At 71.6% G+C, this 15903-nt stretch carries 13 protein-coding genes; 1 reads left to right on the top strand and 12 read right to left on the bottom strand.

Annotation, left to right across the window (positions count from 1 at the left end; genetic code table 11):
- Nucleotides 1-150: 150 nt before the first annotated feature.
- The 5 genes from AC2XR2_RS05895 to betA all read right to left on the bottom strand — a co-directional run bounded on the left by AC2XR2_RS05895 (nucleotide 151) and on the right by betA (nucleotide 7576).
- Nucleotides 151-1116, bottom strand: coding sequence for an ABC transporter substrate-binding protein (locus AC2XR2_RS05895; RefSeq protein ID WP_381301433.1), 966 nt, complete (start codon nucleotides 1114-1116; stop codon nucleotides 151-153).
- 17 nt (nucleotides 1117-1133) lie between these two features.
- Entirely contained in the window at nucleotides 1134-3143 is a 2010-nt protein-coding gene (locus AC2XR2_RS05900; RefSeq protein WP_381301432.1) for an ABC transporter permease, read from the bottom strand.
- Nucleotides 3143-4231 carry a quaternary amine ABC transporter ATP-binding protein gene (locus AC2XR2_RS05905; protein ID WP_381301430.1) on the bottom strand — a complete coding sequence of 363 codons (1089 nt, stop codon included), beginning with the start codon at nucleotides 4229-4231 and terminating at the stop codon, nucleotides 3143-3145. Before AC2XR2_RS05905 ends, AC2XR2_RS05900 begins: the two co-directional genes overlap by 1 nt.
- A 20-nt stretch (nucleotides 4232-4251) precedes the next feature.
- Nucleotides 4252-5721: an aldehyde dehydrogenase family protein gene (locus tag AC2XR2_RS05910; protein WP_330268458.1), complete on the bottom strand. Its 1470-nt coding sequence runs from the start codon at nucleotides 5719-5721 to the stop codon at nucleotides 4252-4254.
- A gap of 184 nt (nucleotides 5722-5905) precedes the next feature.
- Nucleotides 5906-7576, bottom strand: coding sequence for a choline dehydrogenase (betA, locus tag AC2XR2_RS05915; RefSeq protein ID WP_491514499.1), 1671 nt, complete (start codon nucleotides 7574-7576; stop codon nucleotides 5906-5908).
- 240 nt (nucleotides 7577-7816) lie between these two features.
- Here betA and AC2XR2_RS05920 point away from each other — a divergent pair, with 240 nt between their 5' ends.
- Nucleotides 7817-8299, top strand: coding sequence for a MarR family winged helix-turn-helix transcriptional regulator (locus AC2XR2_RS05920; RefSeq protein ID WP_491514500.1), 483 nt, complete (start codon nucleotides 7817-7819; stop codon nucleotides 8297-8299).
- Nucleotides 8300-8323: 24 nt separating this feature from the next.
- Here the strand turns inward: AC2XR2_RS05920 and AC2XR2_RS05925 are convergent, their stop codons facing one another.
- From AC2XR2_RS05925 to AC2XR2_RS05955, 7 genes are all read right to left on the bottom strand, one after another.
- Nucleotides 8324-9475, bottom strand: a complete 1152-nt coding sequence (locus tag AC2XR2_RS05925; protein WP_381301425.1) for a PP2C family protein-serine/threonine phosphatase — start codon at nucleotides 9473-9475, stop codon at nucleotides 8324-8326.
- Nucleotides 9476-9617: 142 nt separating this feature from the next.
- The gene (locus tag AC2XR2_RS05930; protein ID WP_491514501.1) at nucleotides 9618-11363 is read right to left on the bottom strand and encodes a PP2C family protein-serine/threonine phosphatase; all 1746 of its coding nucleotides are present in this window, start codon (nucleotides 11361-11363) and stop codon (nucleotides 9618-9620) included.
- Nucleotides 11360-12793, bottom strand: coding sequence for a SpoIIE family protein phosphatase (locus AC2XR2_RS05935; RefSeq protein ID WP_491514502.1), 1434 nt, complete (start codon nucleotides 12791-12793; stop codon nucleotides 11360-11362). The genes AC2XR2_RS05930 and AC2XR2_RS05935 overlap by 4 nt, the downstream gene beginning before the upstream one ends.
- On the bottom strand, nucleotides 12790-13236 hold the full coding sequence (locus tag AC2XR2_RS05940; protein WP_330268453.1) for an ATP-binding protein: 447 nt from the start codon (nucleotides 13234-13236) through the stop codon (nucleotides 12790-12792). The genes AC2XR2_RS05935 and AC2XR2_RS05940 overlap by 4 nt, the downstream gene beginning before the upstream one ends.
- Nucleotides 13236-13655 carry an STAS domain-containing protein gene (locus tag AC2XR2_RS05945; RefSeq protein WP_330268452.1) on the bottom strand — a complete coding sequence of 140 codons (420 nt, stop codon included), beginning with the start codon at nucleotides 13653-13655 and terminating at the stop codon, nucleotides 13236-13238. Before AC2XR2_RS05945 ends, AC2XR2_RS05940 begins: the two co-directional genes overlap by 1 nt.
- Entirely contained in the window at nucleotides 13652-14542 is an 891-nt protein-coding gene (locus AC2XR2_RS05950; RefSeq protein ID WP_491514503.1) for an STAS domain-containing protein, read from the bottom strand. Before AC2XR2_RS05950 ends, AC2XR2_RS05945 begins: the two co-directional genes overlap by 4 nt.
- A gap of 115 nt (nucleotides 14543-14657) precedes the next feature.
- Nucleotides 14658-15851: a PP2C family protein-serine/threonine phosphatase gene (locus AC2XR2_RS05955; RefSeq protein ID WP_381301422.1), complete on the bottom strand. Its 1194-nt coding sequence runs from the start codon at nucleotides 15849-15851 to the stop codon at nucleotides 14658-14660.
- Nucleotides 15852-15903: the final 52 nt, after the last annotated feature.

The following is a 15903-nucleotide window of genomic DNA, read 5'->3' on the forward strand; positions in this document are numbered from 1 at the left end:
CAACACGATTCAGGCTGCGCAACTCAATGTGCCCGTCGCGCCGGTGGGTGTCAAGAGGTCCCGTGACCTCGTGGAACCGGCCGGAAAACACCGGGGGCCCGGTGGGCGGCGCGCACCCGCGCGCACCGCCCACCGGGCCCCCGCACAGCCCTACTTGATCCAGGCGTCGACCTTGTCGCGGTTGGCGTCGACCCACTTCTTGGCCGCCGCGTCCGGCGTCATCTTGTCCACCGCGATGTACTTGGCCACGGTGTTCTGGTCGTCGTTGGTCCAGTTGAACTTCTTCACCAGGTCGTAGGCCGGGCTGCCCGACTTGGCGAACTTCGCGCTCACGATCTTGTCGAGGTCGTAGTCGGGGTAGTCACAGGCGACCTTGGCCGGGTCGGCGTCGCAGCCGGTCGTGTACTTGGGCAGGTCGACCCGGACGAGAGGGACCTCGGAGAAGAACCACTGCGGCGAGTAGAAGTACCCGATGAACGGTGTCTTCTTCTGCTCCGCCTGCCGGAAGGACTGGATCAGCGAGGTCTCGCTGCCTCCCTGCACGACCTTGAAGTTCAGCTTGAGGTTCTTCACCAGCGCCTCGTCATTGGTGACGTAGGACGGGTCGCCGTCCAGCAACTGGCCCTTGTCGCCCGACTCCGAGGTCTTGAAGAGCGACGCGTACTTGTTGAGGTTCTTCCAGTCGGTGATGTCGGGGTACTTCTTGACCATCCACGGCGGCACGAACCAGCCGATGACCCCCTTGTTTCCGGTCGAGCCGGCCTCCACCGCGGTCTTCTGCTGGGTGATGTACTTCTTCTTCAGGTCCTCGTGACCCCAGTTCTCCAGGATCGCGTCGACCTCGCCGGTACCGAAGCCCTGCCAGGCGATCTCCTCCTTGAGGTCCTTCTTGGTGACCTTGCACTTCAGGTCGTGCTCGGCGACGTACGCGACGACCGCCGCGTCCGCCTCGTAGCCGACCCAGGGGTTGACCGCGAGGTTGAAGGTGCCGCACTTGCCGGAGCTGCCCGAACCGCCGGCCTCCGAGGAGTCACCGACCTTCGCGCCTCCGCAGGCCGTGAGGGTGAGGCCGAGGACGGCCAGGCCGGCCGCGCCGGCTCGCCAGTGTCTTGCCATCGTGGAGTGCTCCTTATTCATGCGCTGGTGCGGCGAGCCGCTGCCTGAGTGATCCGGTCGAACATGACGCCCAGCAGGACGATGGCGAGTCCGGCCGCCAGGCCCTTGCCGTACAGCTGTCCCTGCGAGAAGCCGGCCACCACGTCGTAGCCGAGGGCGCCCGCGCCCACCAGGCCGCCGACGACGACCATCGACAGCACGTAGATCAGGCCCTGGTTGGTCGCGAGCGTCAGGGCGCTGCGGGCCATCGGGAGCTGGACCTTGGTGATGATCTGCCAGGTGTTGCACCCGGTGGAGGTGGCCGCCTCGACGGTGGTCGCGGGGACGGTCCGCACCCCGTCCGCGATGATCTTGATGGCGACCGGGGCCGCGTAGACGATCGCGGCCACGATGGCCGTGAACCGGGTCGCGCCGAACAGGGCGAGGAACGGCACGAGGTAGACGAACGGCGGCATGACCTGGGCCGCGTCGAGGGTGGGCCGCACGAGTCGGTCCACCAGCGCGCTGCGGCCCATCCACACCCCGAAGACCACGCCGAGCAGCATGACCAGCACGGTCGCCACGACGGTCGACGCGAGGGTGGTCATGGCGTCCGACCACAGGCCGGTGGCGACCAGCAGGCCCACGCACACGGCCGTGGTGATCCCGGCCCGCCAACCGCCGAGGACCACGGCGATCCCGATCAGAGCGACGCCGACGAGCCACCACGGGGAGTCGGTCAGCAGGGTCTGGAAGGGGTTGAGCAGGCCGTTGGTGAGAGCGTCACGGAAGGCGTTGGTCAGCCCCGACAGGTTGTCCTGCGCCCAGGTCGTCACGTCGTCGGCCGCCTTGGCGATGTTGCTGCCGGTGCTGCCGTCACCCGGGAACTCGGCCGCCCACACATAGGTGTGCGACAGATAGACGAGGACGGCCGCCACCGCTCCCCCGGCCACGAGCAGGTGCCTGCGCCACTTGAGCAGGGGGTTGCCGGACCGCCGGGCCGCCTCCGCGCGTCCGCTCGCCGCGGTGGTGACCCGGTCCAGGACGATCGCCAGGACGACGATCGCGAGGCCCGCGTTGAACGCCGTGCCCACGTCGAGGGACTGGAGGGCCTGGACGACGGTCTTGCCGAGCCCGGGGGCGTCGATCAGGGCGGCGATGGTCACCATGGCGAGGGCGGCCATGATGGTCTGGTTGACGCCCATCACCACGGTCCGCTTGGACATGGGCAGCAGCACCTTGAGCAGCGACTGCCCACGAGTGGCGCCCATGGACTCGGCCGCCTCGACGGTCGTCGGGGGCACCGAGCGGATGGCGTGCGCGGTGATGCGGATGGCCGGTGGCGCCGCGTAGACGACGGTGGCGATGGTCGCGGAAGCGCCGCCGATGAGGAAGAACAGGGTGAGCGGCGCGAGGTAGACCATGGTCGGCATCGTCTGCATGAAGTCCAGGAACGGTGTGACGATCCGGTTGACCCGCTCCGACAGGCCGGCCCACACGCCCAGCGGGATCGCGAACAGCAGCGCGACGAGGACCGCGGAGAGCGTCAGCGCCAGGGTGTCCATGCTCTCCTGCCACAGGCCCTGGAGCCCGAGGAAGGTGAAGCCGGCCACGGCCAGCAGCGCGACCCGCCAGTTGGCCACCGCCCAGGAGACGTATCCGGCCAGGCCGACCACCCCGAGCCAGCCGATCTGCGGCAGCGGACGGTCGCCGGAGGGCTGCGAGATGAGGTCCTGGACGAAGGTCACCAGGTTGTCGATGACCAGCCGGATCTCGTTGAAGAAGTACAGGAAGAGCGGGTTGGAGTTGCGGTCGGCGCCGATGGAGTCGTTGACGTCGTTGAGCCAGCGGTGCAGGTCGGTGAGGTCGGCCGCGGCCAGGGTCAGGGTCTGCTTCCCGCGCAGTACGGCGAACAGGACGAGCCAGACGACCACGATCCCGGCGATCACCATGGACCGGCCGATCCGGCGCTCGGGGGCGACCGGCGGGGGCGCCGGGGTCCGCTGTTCGTCCCCCGATGTCTCGGGTTTCTCCATGGCGACGGTCATCACGCGTCGCCTTCCTGACCGGCGACCACGGCGAGGATCTCCTCGTCGCCGACGATGCCGAGCAGTTCGCCGTTCTCGACCACCTTGACGGGCTTCTCGGCGGCGAGCACCGCCCGGGTGGCTTCCTTGACGACGACGTCCGGGCCCAGCTCGGGCCCGTCCAGCGGGTCTTCGGGGGTCGCCGGGCGCATGATCCAGCGCAGGGTGAGGACGTCGCCGCGGGCCACGTCCTTCACGAAGTCGCGGACGTAGTCGTCGGCGGGGGCGCCCACGAGTTCGTCGCCGGTGCCGCACTGGACCATCTTCCCGTCGCGCATGATGAGGATGCGGTCGCCGAGCTTGAGGGCCTCGGACAGGTCGTGGGTGATGAACACCATGGTCTTGCCGACCTCGTGGTGCAGCCGGATGACCTCGCTCTGCATGTCACGGCGGATCAGCGGGTCCAGCGCGGAGAACGGCTCGTCGAACAGGAGCACGTCCGGATCGCCCGCCAACGCCCTTGCCAGGCCCACGCGTTGCTGCATACCGCCGGAGAGCTGGTCGGGGTAGGAGTTCTCGTAGCCCGCGAGGCCCACGAGTTCGACGACCTCGAGCGCCCGGCGGGTGCGCTCGGCCCTGCCCATGCCGCGGATCTCCAGCCCGAACGCCACGTTGTCGACGACGCGGCGGTGGGGCAGCAGACCGAAGTGCTGGAAGACCATGGAGAACTTGCTGCGCCGCAGTTCGCGCAGCCGCTTCTCGTCGGCGTCCCGGATGTCCTCGCCCTCGAAGACGATCTCGCCGGCGGTGGGCTCGATCAGCCGGGTCAGACAGCGCACCAGGGTGGACTTGCCAGAGCCGGACAGTCCCATGACGACGAAGACCTCGCCGGGCGCGACCTCGAAGTTCACGTCCCTTACGGCGGCGGTGCAGCCGGTGCGCTCCATGAGTTCGCGGCGGCTGAGTCCGCACAGCTCCTCGGATTCCGGCACCCGCTCGGCCTTCGGCCCGAACACCTTCCACAGCCCGCGCACGGAAATCACCGGTGTCGGGGCCGCGTCCTCGGGGGTGCCGCGCCGCGGCGGCACCTCGGTCTTGGTGGGGGTCATGGTCGACCTCTTCTCGGCGTTCAGCCGCGGAACCAGTGCTGCGGCCGGGGTTGGATGTTCTGCCAGACGTGCTTGGGCTCGCGGTACTCGTCGAGGCCGGTCGGTCCCAGTTCCCGGCCCACACCGGAGTGCCCGAAGCCACCCCATTCCGCTTGCGGCACATAGGGGTGGTAGTCGTTGATCCACACCGTGCCGTGCCGCAGCCGCCGGGCGACCCGCTGGGCCTTCCCGGCGTCCTGGGTCCACACGGCGCCGGCGAGTCCGTACTCGGTGTCGTTGGCGATGCGGACGGCGTCGTCCTCACCGGTGAAGCGCTCCACGGTGAGCACGGGCCCGAAGGACTCCTCGTGCACCACCCGCATGTCCTGGGTGCACTCGTCGAGGACGGTGGGCGGGTAGAAGTGGCCGTGCGCGAGGGCCGGGTCGGTGGGCCGCTCGCCGCCGCAGCGCAGCACGGCGCCCTCCGCGAGGCCGGCCGCGACGTACGCCTCGACCTTCTCCAGGTGCTGTGCGGAGATCAGCGCGCCGGTCTCGGCCTCGGGGTCGAAGGGGCCGCCGAGGCGGATCAGGCGGGCGCGCCGGACGACCTCGTCGACGAAGCGGTCGTGCAGCGAGTCCTCGACGATCAGCCGGGCACCGGCCGAGCAGACCTGCCCGGAGTGCAGGAAGACGGCCGTGAGCGCGAAGTCCACGGCCGTCTCGAAGTCGGCGTCGGCGAAGACGACGTTGGGGTTCTTGCCGCCGAGTTCCAGGGCGACCTTCTTCACGGTCGCTGCGGCCGTCGCCATGATCCGTCTGCCGGTGTCCACGCCTCCGGTGAAGGAGACCATGTCGACGCGGGGGTCCTCGGAGAGCGGGGCGCCCACCTCGGGCCCGGCGCCGAGGACGAGGTTGGCGACCCCGGCCGGCAGTCCGGCCTCGGCGAGTGCCCGGATGAGCAGGATCGAGGTGGAAGGGGTGAGCTCGCTGGGCTTGAGGACGATCGTGTTTCCGGCCACAAGGGCCGGGGCGACCTTCCAACTCGCTTGCAGGAGGGGGTAGTTCCAGGGTGTGATCAGTCCGCACACACCGACCGGCTCGTAGCCGACCCGGCTGACGGCGTCGTCCCGGCCGGTGTCGATCACGCGGCCCGCGTCGGTGCCGCCGAGCCCGCCGTAGTAGCGGAGACAGGAGACGACGTCGGCGATGTCGTACTCGCTCTCCACCAGCCGCTTGCCGGTGTCGAGCGACTCGGCGCGGGCGAACTCCTTGGCGTCGCGCTCGATCAGGTCGGCGGTGCGCAGCACCAGGGCGCCGCGCTCCCGCTCGGGGGTGTGCGGCCAGGGCCCCTCGTCGAAGGCCCGGCGGGCGGCGGCGACGGCCGCCTCGGTGTCGGGGCGGGTGCCCTCGGACACGGTCGCGGAGAGCGTGCCGTCGGCGGGACATCGGATCTCCCGGCGGCCACCGGCCACCGGCTCCCGCCATTCACCGTCCACATACAGGTCTGCCACGTCGGGAGCCCTTCGAGCGATTCCGTTGCGCATCGCGCACCGCATTGCTTGTGGTGGAACACTCTGGAGAATGCGTGAACCCACGTCAAGGGGTTGGGGCATGACGGTTTGGGCACGCGGACGCGTGGTGCGCAACCGGCTGGCGGCGGGTTTCCGGGACAAGCGGCCCCGCGAAAAATCCGCGTTACCCAGCCTGTGTCCGGGCGTCGCGATGGCGGTAGTACACGGCCTCGGAGGGGGCCAGTGGCTGCTTGCCGAGGATGAGGTCGGCCGCCTTCTCCGCGATCATCATCACCGGCGCGTAGATGTTGCCGTTGGTGACGTACGGCATCACGGAGGCGTCCACGACCCGCAGCCCCTCGACCCCGTGCACGCGCATGCTCGCGGGGTCCACGACGGCCATGTCGTCGGTGCCCATCTTGCAGGTGCAGGAGGGGTGCAGGGCGGTCTCGCCGTCCTTGGCGACCCAGTCGAGGATCTCCTCGTCGGTCTCCACGGACGGACCCGGTGAGATCTCCCCGCCGTTGAACGGAGCCAGTGCGGGCTGGTTGAGCAGCTTGCGGGCGACCCGGATCGCCTCGACCCACTCCCGGCGGTCCTGTTCGGTGGACAGGTAGTTGAAGCGCAGCGCCGGGTGCTCCTCGGGGTTCTTGCTCCTGATCTTCACCGAGCCGAGGGCGTCGGAGTACATGGGTCCCACGTGCACCTGGTAGCCGTGTCCACCGGCGGGCACGGAGCCGTCGTAGCGGACCGCGATCGGCAGGAAGTGGAACATCAGGTTGGGGTAGTCCACGTCGTCGTTGCTGCGCGCGAAGCCGCCCGCCTCGAAGTGGTTGGTGGCGGCCGGGCCCTTGCGGAAGAGCCATTGCAGGCCGATGAAGGGGGCGCGCCATTTCGCGAGGTACGGCTGCATGGAGACGGGCTGCTTGCAGGCGTACTGGATGTACACCTCCAGGTGGTCCTGGAGGTTCTCGCCGACGCCCGGCAGGTCGTGGACGACGTCGATGCCGAGGGCGCGCAGTTCCCCGGCGTTGCCGACGCCGGAGAGCTGGAGCAGCTGCGGGGAGTTGATGGCGCCGCCGCAGAGGATGACCTCCTTGGCGCGGACCTGCTGGAGCCCGCCCTTGCCGCGCCGGTACTCGACGCCGACGGCCCGCTTGCCCTCGAACAGGACGCGGGTGACGAGCGTGCGGGTGCGGACCGTGAGGTTGGGGCGTCTGCGGACGGGTTTCAGATAGGCCTTGGAGGCGGAGAGCCGGCGACCGCGGTGGACGTTGCGGTCGAACTTGGCGAAGCCTTCCTGCCGGTAGCCGTTGACGTCGTCGGTGGGCGCGTACCCGGCCTCCTCGGTGGCCTTCTGGAAGGCGGTGAAGAGCGGGTTCGTGGCCGGGCCGCGCTCCAGGACGAGGGGGCCGTCGTGACCGCGGAACTCGTCGTCGGGGTCGGCCGCGAGACAGTTCTCCATGCGCTTGAAGTACGGCAGACAGTGCGCGTAGTCCCAGGTCTCCATGCCGGGATCGGCGGCCCAGCGCTCGTAGTCCATGGGGTTGCCGCGCTGGAAGATCATGCCGTTGATGCTGCTGGAGCCGCCCAGCACCTTGCCGCGGGCGTGGTAGACGCGCCGGCCCCCCATGTGCGGCTCGGGCTCGGACTCGTACTTCCAGTCGTAGAAGCGGCTGCCGATGGGGTAGGTCAGCGCCGCGGGCATGTGGATGAAGACGTCCCAGGGATAGTCGGGCCGGCCGGCCTCCAGGACCAGTACCTGGTGGCCCGGGTCGGCGGACAGGCGGTTGGCCAGTGCACTGCCGGCCGATCCACCACCGACGATGACGAAGTCGTACTGCTGAGGAGCCATGGTCCCTCGTCTCGCTCGCGCCGTAGAGATGCGCGGCATGGTAGTACGAGTATCGCTATGCGCACCAGGTTGCGATCGACGCAACCTGGCGGGGTCATCCGGGGCGAAAACGCGTTTCCCGTTCGGCCGGGCTTCCTACGATGGCCCGGTCCGCGGTGCTTGCTCGACGTCGCTTCGGGTACCGCGTTTGAATGAGGGTGGCATCTGTATGGGCAGGCGATTACTGAAAGCGATGTGTTCGTGACGCGTCTCAGTGGCTCCGGGGACGACCAGGCAAGCGGGTCGGCCGAGGATCCCATGGCCCTCGCGCGGGAGATCTCCGACGCGGTGGACCGCCTCACGACCCTCTGGTCCGTCGCAGCCCAGGGAGCGCGCCTTCGTCTGTCACCGCACCAGTTGCGGGCCCTGCGGATCCTGGAGGCCGCGCCGGGCCTCAATCTCACCGCACTGTCCGAGAACATGGACATAGGTCTGCCGACCGCGAGCCGGCTCTGCGACCGGCTGGAGGCCGCGGGGCTGCTGGAGCGGGTGCTGCATCCGCAGAAGCGGCGCGAGGTGCGGCTGAGTCTCACCGGGCACGGCCGGCAGGTGCTCGGCGAGGTGAGCGCCCGCAGATCACAGGCGCTCGCCTCGGTGCTGGCGACGATGGACACGGCCGAGCGCTCGGCCCTGAGCCGGGGCCTGCGGGGGTTCCAGGCAGCCCAGGACACACACGAACACTGACCCGTGTGCCCCGCGGGGGCGCCGTCAGCCCTGGCGTCCTTGCCAGTCCAGGCAGATGACGGCCGCGTCGGACATGAGTTCCCGGCTTCCGTAGTGCTCGACCAGGCCCGCCACGACCGCGCGTGCCGTCTCGTACGTCGGAGTGGACCGGGTCGCGCCGAGGATCTGGCGCAGGGCCCGCTCGCCGAAGAGGTCGCCAGCCGCCGAGCGGGCGCCGTGCACCCCGGTGCTGACCACGATGAGGCGGTCGCCGGGCTCGACCTGGAAGGTCTGCTCGTCGTACGGCGTCTCCTCGAACATGCCTAGCGGCAACTGCGCGTCCAGCTCGACGCGTTCGGTGTGGTCCCCGCGCTGCCGGAACAGCTGCGGGGATCCGGCGTCGACGGCACGGACCGTGCCGGTGGCGAGATGGAACTCCAGCAGCAGCGTGGAGGCGTACACCTTGCCGCCGTACTGGGCGAAGACCGCCTGGTCGGCGAGGCAGGCCTGGTCGGCGAGGCCTATCCCGGCGCGGCGGGCGTTGCGCAGGGCGCCCACCGTCAGGCTGGTGAGCAGGGAGGCGTGGATCCCCTCGCCCATGCCGTCGGTGACGGACAGGACGAGATGGTCGGCGCTGGTGGACCAGTCGAAGTTGTCGCCGCCGATGGAGTAGGCGGGTTCGAGATGGGCGCCGATGGCGTACTCCTCGCGGGCGCACCCCCGGCCGGGCAGCAACTGCCACTGCATCTCGGCGGCCAGGGTGAGCCGGCGGGTGCGGCGGGCCTGGAGGTAGAGGTCGGTGTCGCGTCCGGCGGTGGTGACCTCGTGGCCGAGTGCCGTCGCGAAGTCGCCGAGGCGCAGGACCGTTTCGGGGGCCGCCGTGCCCGCGGGCAGCCGTACGGACAGCACGCCGAGGCGGTCTCCGCGCACGGTGATGGGCAGGTGGACCAGGTGGCCTGCCGGGTCGCGCAGGACCTCGACCACGGGGCTCTGGTGGGTGAAGGCGCTGCCCGCCGGGCCGTCGTGGGCGGACACCGGCTCCTCGGTGTGCGGCAGATGGGAGACCGGCTGGAGCACGGCCAGCCCGTAGTCGGCCAGCAGGAGGGTCACGTCCTGGGCGCCGGCCCGCTCGGCCAGCAGACGGCGGGCGGTGGCGACCAGCGCGTGCGGAGGAGCCGCGCGCAGCTGGGCTTCCATGGATGGAAGCGACTCAAAGGCTTTCACGACATCCACCCTTTCACCCTGGGTCCTCCACGCTATCGCGCCGCCGGCCCGCCCCGGGGGCCAGGTGGTCACAGGGTTCCGTGCTCAGGGGGCGGTTGCCCGGGGGGCTGCGTGCTCAGGAGGTCGGGTGCGTGACGGTGTGGCACAGCAGCAGGCAGACGTCGTCGTCGCGCTCGGAGTCGTGCAGGAGGGGTTTCAGCAGGGCCTCGGCGGCCGCGTCCAGGTCCTGTTCCAGCTCCGGGGCGCTCAGCCCCGCGAGCGCCTGGCGGAGCCGCTCGATGCCGGGGTCGATGCCCTGCGCCCGGCGCTCGACCAGTCCGTCCGTGTACAGCACCAGGGAGGAGCCGGGCGGGAGCTGGGTGACGTGGTCGGCGTAGGTGCAGGCGATGGGGACGCCCAGCATGACGCCGGGAGCGGCGTCCAGTATCCGCACCGAGCCGCCGGTGTCGCGCACCACGGCGGGCGGATGCCCGGCCGACGCCCAGACCACCTCCGGGTCGCCGGGCCGGAAGCGGGCGATCATCGCGGTGGCGTACAGCTGCGGTTGCAGATGGCGGAGCATGCGGTGCAGGTGCGTGAGGATCTCGGCCGGGGTCTGGTTCTCGACGGCGTAGGCCCGCAGTGCCGTGCGCAACTGGCCCATGACGACGGCCGCGTGCATCCCGTGCCCGGTCACGTCCCCTATGACGGCCAGCAGGCTCCCGTCGGGCTGGAGGAAGGCGTCGTACCAGTCGCCGCCGATGTTCATGCCCTGGGTGGCGGGGAGGTAGCGCGCGGCCAGGAGCAGGCCGTCGGGGTCGGGCAGGTCGGTGAGCTGGGCGCGCTGGAGGGCCTCGGCGGTGTCGCGGTGCTGCTCGTAGCGGCGGGCGTTGTCCAGCGCGACCCCCGCCCGGCGACCGAGTTCGACGAGCATCAGACAGGTGTCCGCGTCGAAGCGGGGGCCGGGGGCGATGAGGGTGAGCACGCCCAGCAGACGGTGGGTCATGAGGGGGATGGCGAGCAGCGGCCGGTCCGGCGACATGGCGGCGGGCGGAAGGTCGTCGGTGCCCGGCAGGTTCCCGGGGTGTGCGGCTGCGTGCTGGGGGCGGCCGGTGCGCGCGGCGACCACCGCGGCCCGGGAACGTTCCGGCACGGGACCTGACTCCTCGTCGCCCTCCTCCTCGTCGTCGAGGAGCCAGACGTCGAGACGTGCCGCGTGGTCCGGTACCAGCAGGTCGGTCAGCCGGCGCAGGACCTCGATGGGGCTGAGGGAGGAGGTGATGGCGGCGCTGGCGTCGGCGAGGAAGTTCAGCAGGCGCCGGGCCCGCTCCACCTCGGCCCGCGCGGACCGCTCGGCCTCCAGCAGCTCCCGCTGGGCCAGTGCGGCGGCCTCCAGGTCGGAGTGCAGGGCCAGCACGCCCTGGTTGGTCTGGTGCAGCTCGTCCCGGTGCAGCTGGACGAGTCGTTCCTGCTCGTCCAGGAGGTGCAGTACGGCGGCGGTGTCCTCGTCGGCGGACAGCAGGGCGTGGGACGGCGAGGCGTCGACGGGGGCGCCGTCCCGCGCGGGCGGGTTCGGGAGGGGGCAGCTGAGGGTCGGCTCGGAGGCCGGGGGCCCCTCGCCGGCGGTCGTTCCGTCGAAGGGCCGTAGCCAGACGTCGAGTCGGCACTCCTGGTCGGGAGTGGTCCGACGGGTGAGCAGGTGGAGCTCCCACGTGCCGCCCTGGTCGAGGCGGTCGCGCAGCCGGGCCGACAGGGAGGTGAGGAAGCGGGCGCGGTCCACTGGCGGGGTCCCGGCCGCGACGACGAGGGCGGCGACGGCGGCACGGGCGCCGGCCGCGTCGGCCTCGGACGCGATCTTCCAGATGCCGGTTTTCTCGGTCATCGGGCGGCACCCCCGGTCGCGGGGGTCAGGACGGCCACGCTGGTGTCGTCCCGCAGGGGCCGCGCGGCACTGCCGGAGTCCCGCAGGACGACCGCGGCCACCACGGCGGGATCGTGGGCGAGGAGCAGGGGGTCGAGGGGCGGCACCCAGCGGCTCGGCAGTCCGTCGCTGTGCAGGACCAGCAGGCTGTCCGGCTGCCAGGCAGCCCGGCGCAGCGGCACGGTGGCGGGGAAGTGGGCTCCTACGATGCCCGGGTGCGAGATGAGCGGCTGCCAGCCGGTGCCGGTGCGCAGCCTGGCACCGATGTTGCCGACCCCGGCGAAGGACAACTGGCCGCTGTCCTCGTCGAGTTGGGCGACCCCGACGGCCGCGCCGCGCGTCGTCCGCAGCGCGGTGTGCAGGCGCCGCAGGAGGTCGGCCGGCGGCAGGTCGGCACCGCGGTGCAGTTCCTCCACGGCGACGGTGGACGCCTCGGCCGCCTTCTCCCCGTGGCCGAGGCCGTCGGCGAGCAGCAGGGTGACACGGGCACCGGAGCGCACCCAGCCGAAGGCGTCACCGGAGTGCTCGGCGTGGGCGTAGGAGGCGGTGATCCCCCCGACCCGCACACCGCCCCCTCCGGCCCGGACGCCTTCCCTGGCCCGCCCGCTCTCCCCGACCCGACTGCTCCCCTCGGCCCACACGCCTCCGGCGGCCCGATCACTCGCCCCGCCCCGCCCACTCCCGTCGCCCCAGGTTCCTGGCGCCGCCCGGTCGCCCCCGCGGCCTTGGTCGCTCGCCCCGGTCCATGCGCTCCCCGCAGCCCGATCGCTCCCGCGCTCCTCATCGCTCGCCCCGGCCCACCCGCTCCCCGCGGCCCGGTCGCTCTCCCCGCCGCCCGACACCCCTCGCGCGGCCCCGTCGCTCCCCCGGCCCCGATCGCCCGCCCCGCTCCACACGCTCCCCCCGGCCCGGTCGCTCCTCCCGCCCCGCACACCCCCGTCGGCCGCCCCCGAGCCCGCCGGGCGCGGTGTCCGCTTCGGGCTGATGCGGGCGACCGCGACGGTTCCCTCGCCGGGGCGGCTGTGCAGGTCGAAGTCGTCGGAGACGCGGCGGCAGGTGCCCAGGCCCGCGCCCAGCGAGGAGGCGGCGGTCGTGTAGCCGTCCTGGCTGGCCGCCCGGACGTCGCCGATGCCGGGTCCGTGGTCGAGCGAGACGATCTGGACGCAGGGCGCGGCCCCCGCGCGGGGGTCGGCGGGGCTCACCAGGTTGATGACGACACGGCCGCCGCCCGCGTGCTTGACCAGGTTGGTGGCCAGTTCGGTGGCCACCAGCGCCGCGACCGCCGTCCCGTGGGCGTCGAGCGACACCTCGGCACAGGCGGCCTCCGCCGCCACACGCACGTCCCGGACCCTGGTGCTCTCCTGGACCGGGATGTCCCAGACCCTGCTCACGGCGCCCCCGTGCGGGGCGCGGGCAGCCCGGCGGCGGCCCAGTCGGTGACGGTGACGGTGGTGCCCTCGCCGGGTCTGCTGTCGAGCACGAACTCCTGGACCAGCCGCTTGGCCCCGCTCAGGCCCATGCCCAGGCCGCCCCCGGTGGTGTAGCCGTCGGTCATGGCGAGTTCGACGTCCCGGATGCCGGGGCCGGCGTCGACGAAGGACAGGCGCAGCCCGCGACCGGCGCCGTCCTCCAGCTTCGTCATCTCGACGTGCCCGCCGCCGCCGTGCACCAGGGTGTTGCGGGCGAGTTCGCTGGCCGCGGTCACCAGTTTCGTCTGCTGGACCAGGCCGAAGCCGAGGTCGGCGGCGGCCCGGCGCACCTGCTGGCGCACCCAGGCCAGGTCCGCGTCCGAGGCGATGGGCAGGCGGGCGGTCGGGGCGGGTGGGGCATGCATCAAGCATCCCCTTCCGGGTGTGCGGGGGCGGCCGCCGAGGGGGCACGCCCGAGGAGGGACAGCGCCCTGTCGACGTCCAGGGCGGTCACCAGGTCGGGCAGGGTGAGGCCCAGTTCGACCAGGGTGATGGCCACGGCGGGGCGCATGCCGGCCACGACGGTCCGGGTGGCCAGCAGGCGGGCGTTGGCCGCGATCTCGGCCAGGATGCGGCCGAGGAAGGAGTCGACGATCTCCACCCCGGAGATGTCGATGACGACTCCGCCCACCGGCACCGGGTGGTGCGCGATGCGGTGGGTGATGTGGTCCTGGAGCTGCTCGGCCGTGGCGTCGTGCAGCTCTCCCTGCAGGGTGACCAGCAGGACGTCTCCCAGTGCCAGGACCGGCACCGAGGAGGCGGGGGTGGCGGGGAGGCCGCTCACCGCGGGCTCCCTCCCTGGGCCGGGCCCTGGGAGACGACGATGCCCTGTTCGGTGAGCGCGTAGGCCAGGGCGTCCGCGAGGCCGGCCCGGGTGATGATCGTCCCGAGGTCGATGCCGAGGTGGACGATGGTCTGCGCGATCGCGGGACGGATCCCGGAGACGATGCACTCGGCGCCCATCAGGCGGGCCGCGGCGACCGTCTTCATCAGGTGCTGGGCGACCAGCGAGTCCACGGTCGGCACACCGGTGATGTCGAGGATGGCGTACCGGGCCCGCTGGTCCACGATGGCCTCCAGCAGGCTCTCCATCACGACCTGGCTGCGGGCGCTGTCCAGGGTGCCGATGAGCGGGACGGCGACGATGCCCTCCCACAGCTTGATGACCGGGGTGGCCACCTCGAGGAGCTGGAGCCGCTGCCGGGCGATCAGTTCCTCGCCCGCGCTCACGCTCGTCTCCATGACCACCAGGCGGAGCGTGCCCATCAGGACGGTCAGCGCGAGCAGGCACGCCTCGGTGTGCTCGGCGGACGCCTCCTCCAACTCCGCCCGCAGCAGCGCTGTGGCCGGCTCCCGCAGACCCGCGACCTCGCCGGCGATGTGGGAGGAGCTGAAGCCGGCCCGGGTCCGGGAGGCGGCCATCCGGCCCAGCTGGTCGCGCACGGCGCCGAAGCCCGGTGCCTGCACGTCCTCGAGCCGGCCGGAGCGGGCCACGTCGGCCAGGGCGTCCACCACGGCCTTGCAGGCCTCGACCGCCTCGTCCCGGGAGACGGTGAAGGCGGTACGGAACAGGGGCGCGTCCGCCCAGCGCTGGGCGATCTGCTCGCGCCTGCGTTCCAGGAAGCCCCCGAGCTCCTTCGCCACCTCGTCGGCCGTGTCGTCGTCCGCCACCTGCGTCGTCTCCCTACCGCTGTCCAGTCAACCCACCTCGCCGCGGGTCCATCGAGCAATTATTGCCTTATGACAAACATTATCGTCGCTGTCAGAGGCAACCAACACGCGATCGTCACATTCGCGTCGGCCGGTCGTCCTCGGGGCCGGGCCGGCCGTGCCAGTCCAGGCAGACGATCAGGGCGTCGTCGTCCGCGACGGCCTCGCCGCGATGGCCGGTCAGCTCCCGCAGGATCGCGCGCGGCACCTCGGCGGCGGGCAGCAGCCGGGTGGCGTGGATGGCCCGCGAGAGGGCCGCGTCACCGTACGCCTCGCCGCGCGGGGAGGCCACGGTGTGCACCCCGTCGCTGACGAAGACGAGCCGGTCGCCGGGCTCCACCTGGAAGTCCTGGGCGACGTAGTCGGTCTCCTCGAACATGCCCAGGGGCAACTGGGCGTCGAAGTCGACGCGTTCCACGGTCCCGGCGCGCAGCCGCAGCAACTGGGGTGAGCCCGCGTCCACGACGCTCGCCCGGCCGGTGGCCAGGTCGAAGTCGAACATGAGGACCGACAGATAGCAGCGCCCCCGGTAGTGGGCGTACACGGCCTGGTCCGCCAGCGCGGCCTGGTCGGCGATGGGGATGTCGGCGCGCCGGGCGTTGCGCAGGGCGTTGATGGCCAGGTTCGTCAGCAGGGAGGCCTCTATGCCCTCGCCCATGCCGTTGGTCACGTAGAGCATCAGATGGTCGGCGGTGGCGGACCAGTCGAAGTTGTCGCCGAAGATGGCGTACGCCGGTTCCAGCTGGGCCGCGAGTTCGTACTCGGGGCGCGAGCAGGAGCGCCCGGGCAGCAGCTGCCACTGCATCTCGGCGGCCAGGGTGAGCCGGTCCTTGCGGCGCGCCTGGAGGTAGAGGTCGGTGTCGCGCTCGGCCACGACCACCTCGTGCCCCAGCACGTCGGCGATCTCGGCCAGCTCGGACTCGTACCGGCGGGCCTCGTCGGCCGTGGGCAGCGTCACCGAGAGCACTCCGAGGCGGTCGCCGCGCACGCTGACCGGCAGGTGCAGGCGGGCGCTGCCGTCCCGGAGGTCCTCACGGTACGGCCGCTGGGAACCGAAGGCCCGGCCCGCCGGGCTGTTGTGCACGGACACCGGATCCAGCGTGTGCGGCAGCACCGAGACCGGCTGAAGCACCGTCAGGCCGTAGTCGGCCATGAACAACTCGACGGACCGGGCGCCGTACCTCTCGACGAGCACGGCACGCACGGCGTCGGGGAGCTCGTGGGGAGCCGCTGTCCGCAGGGCGCGTTCAGCGGCCTCGAATCTGTTCACGATGAGCAATACACCAATCTTTCGCAGGGGAACGTAGGGACCTCGCCCGGGA

This window comes from Streptomyces sp. LS-MS-L19 (genome assembly GCF_058382285.1).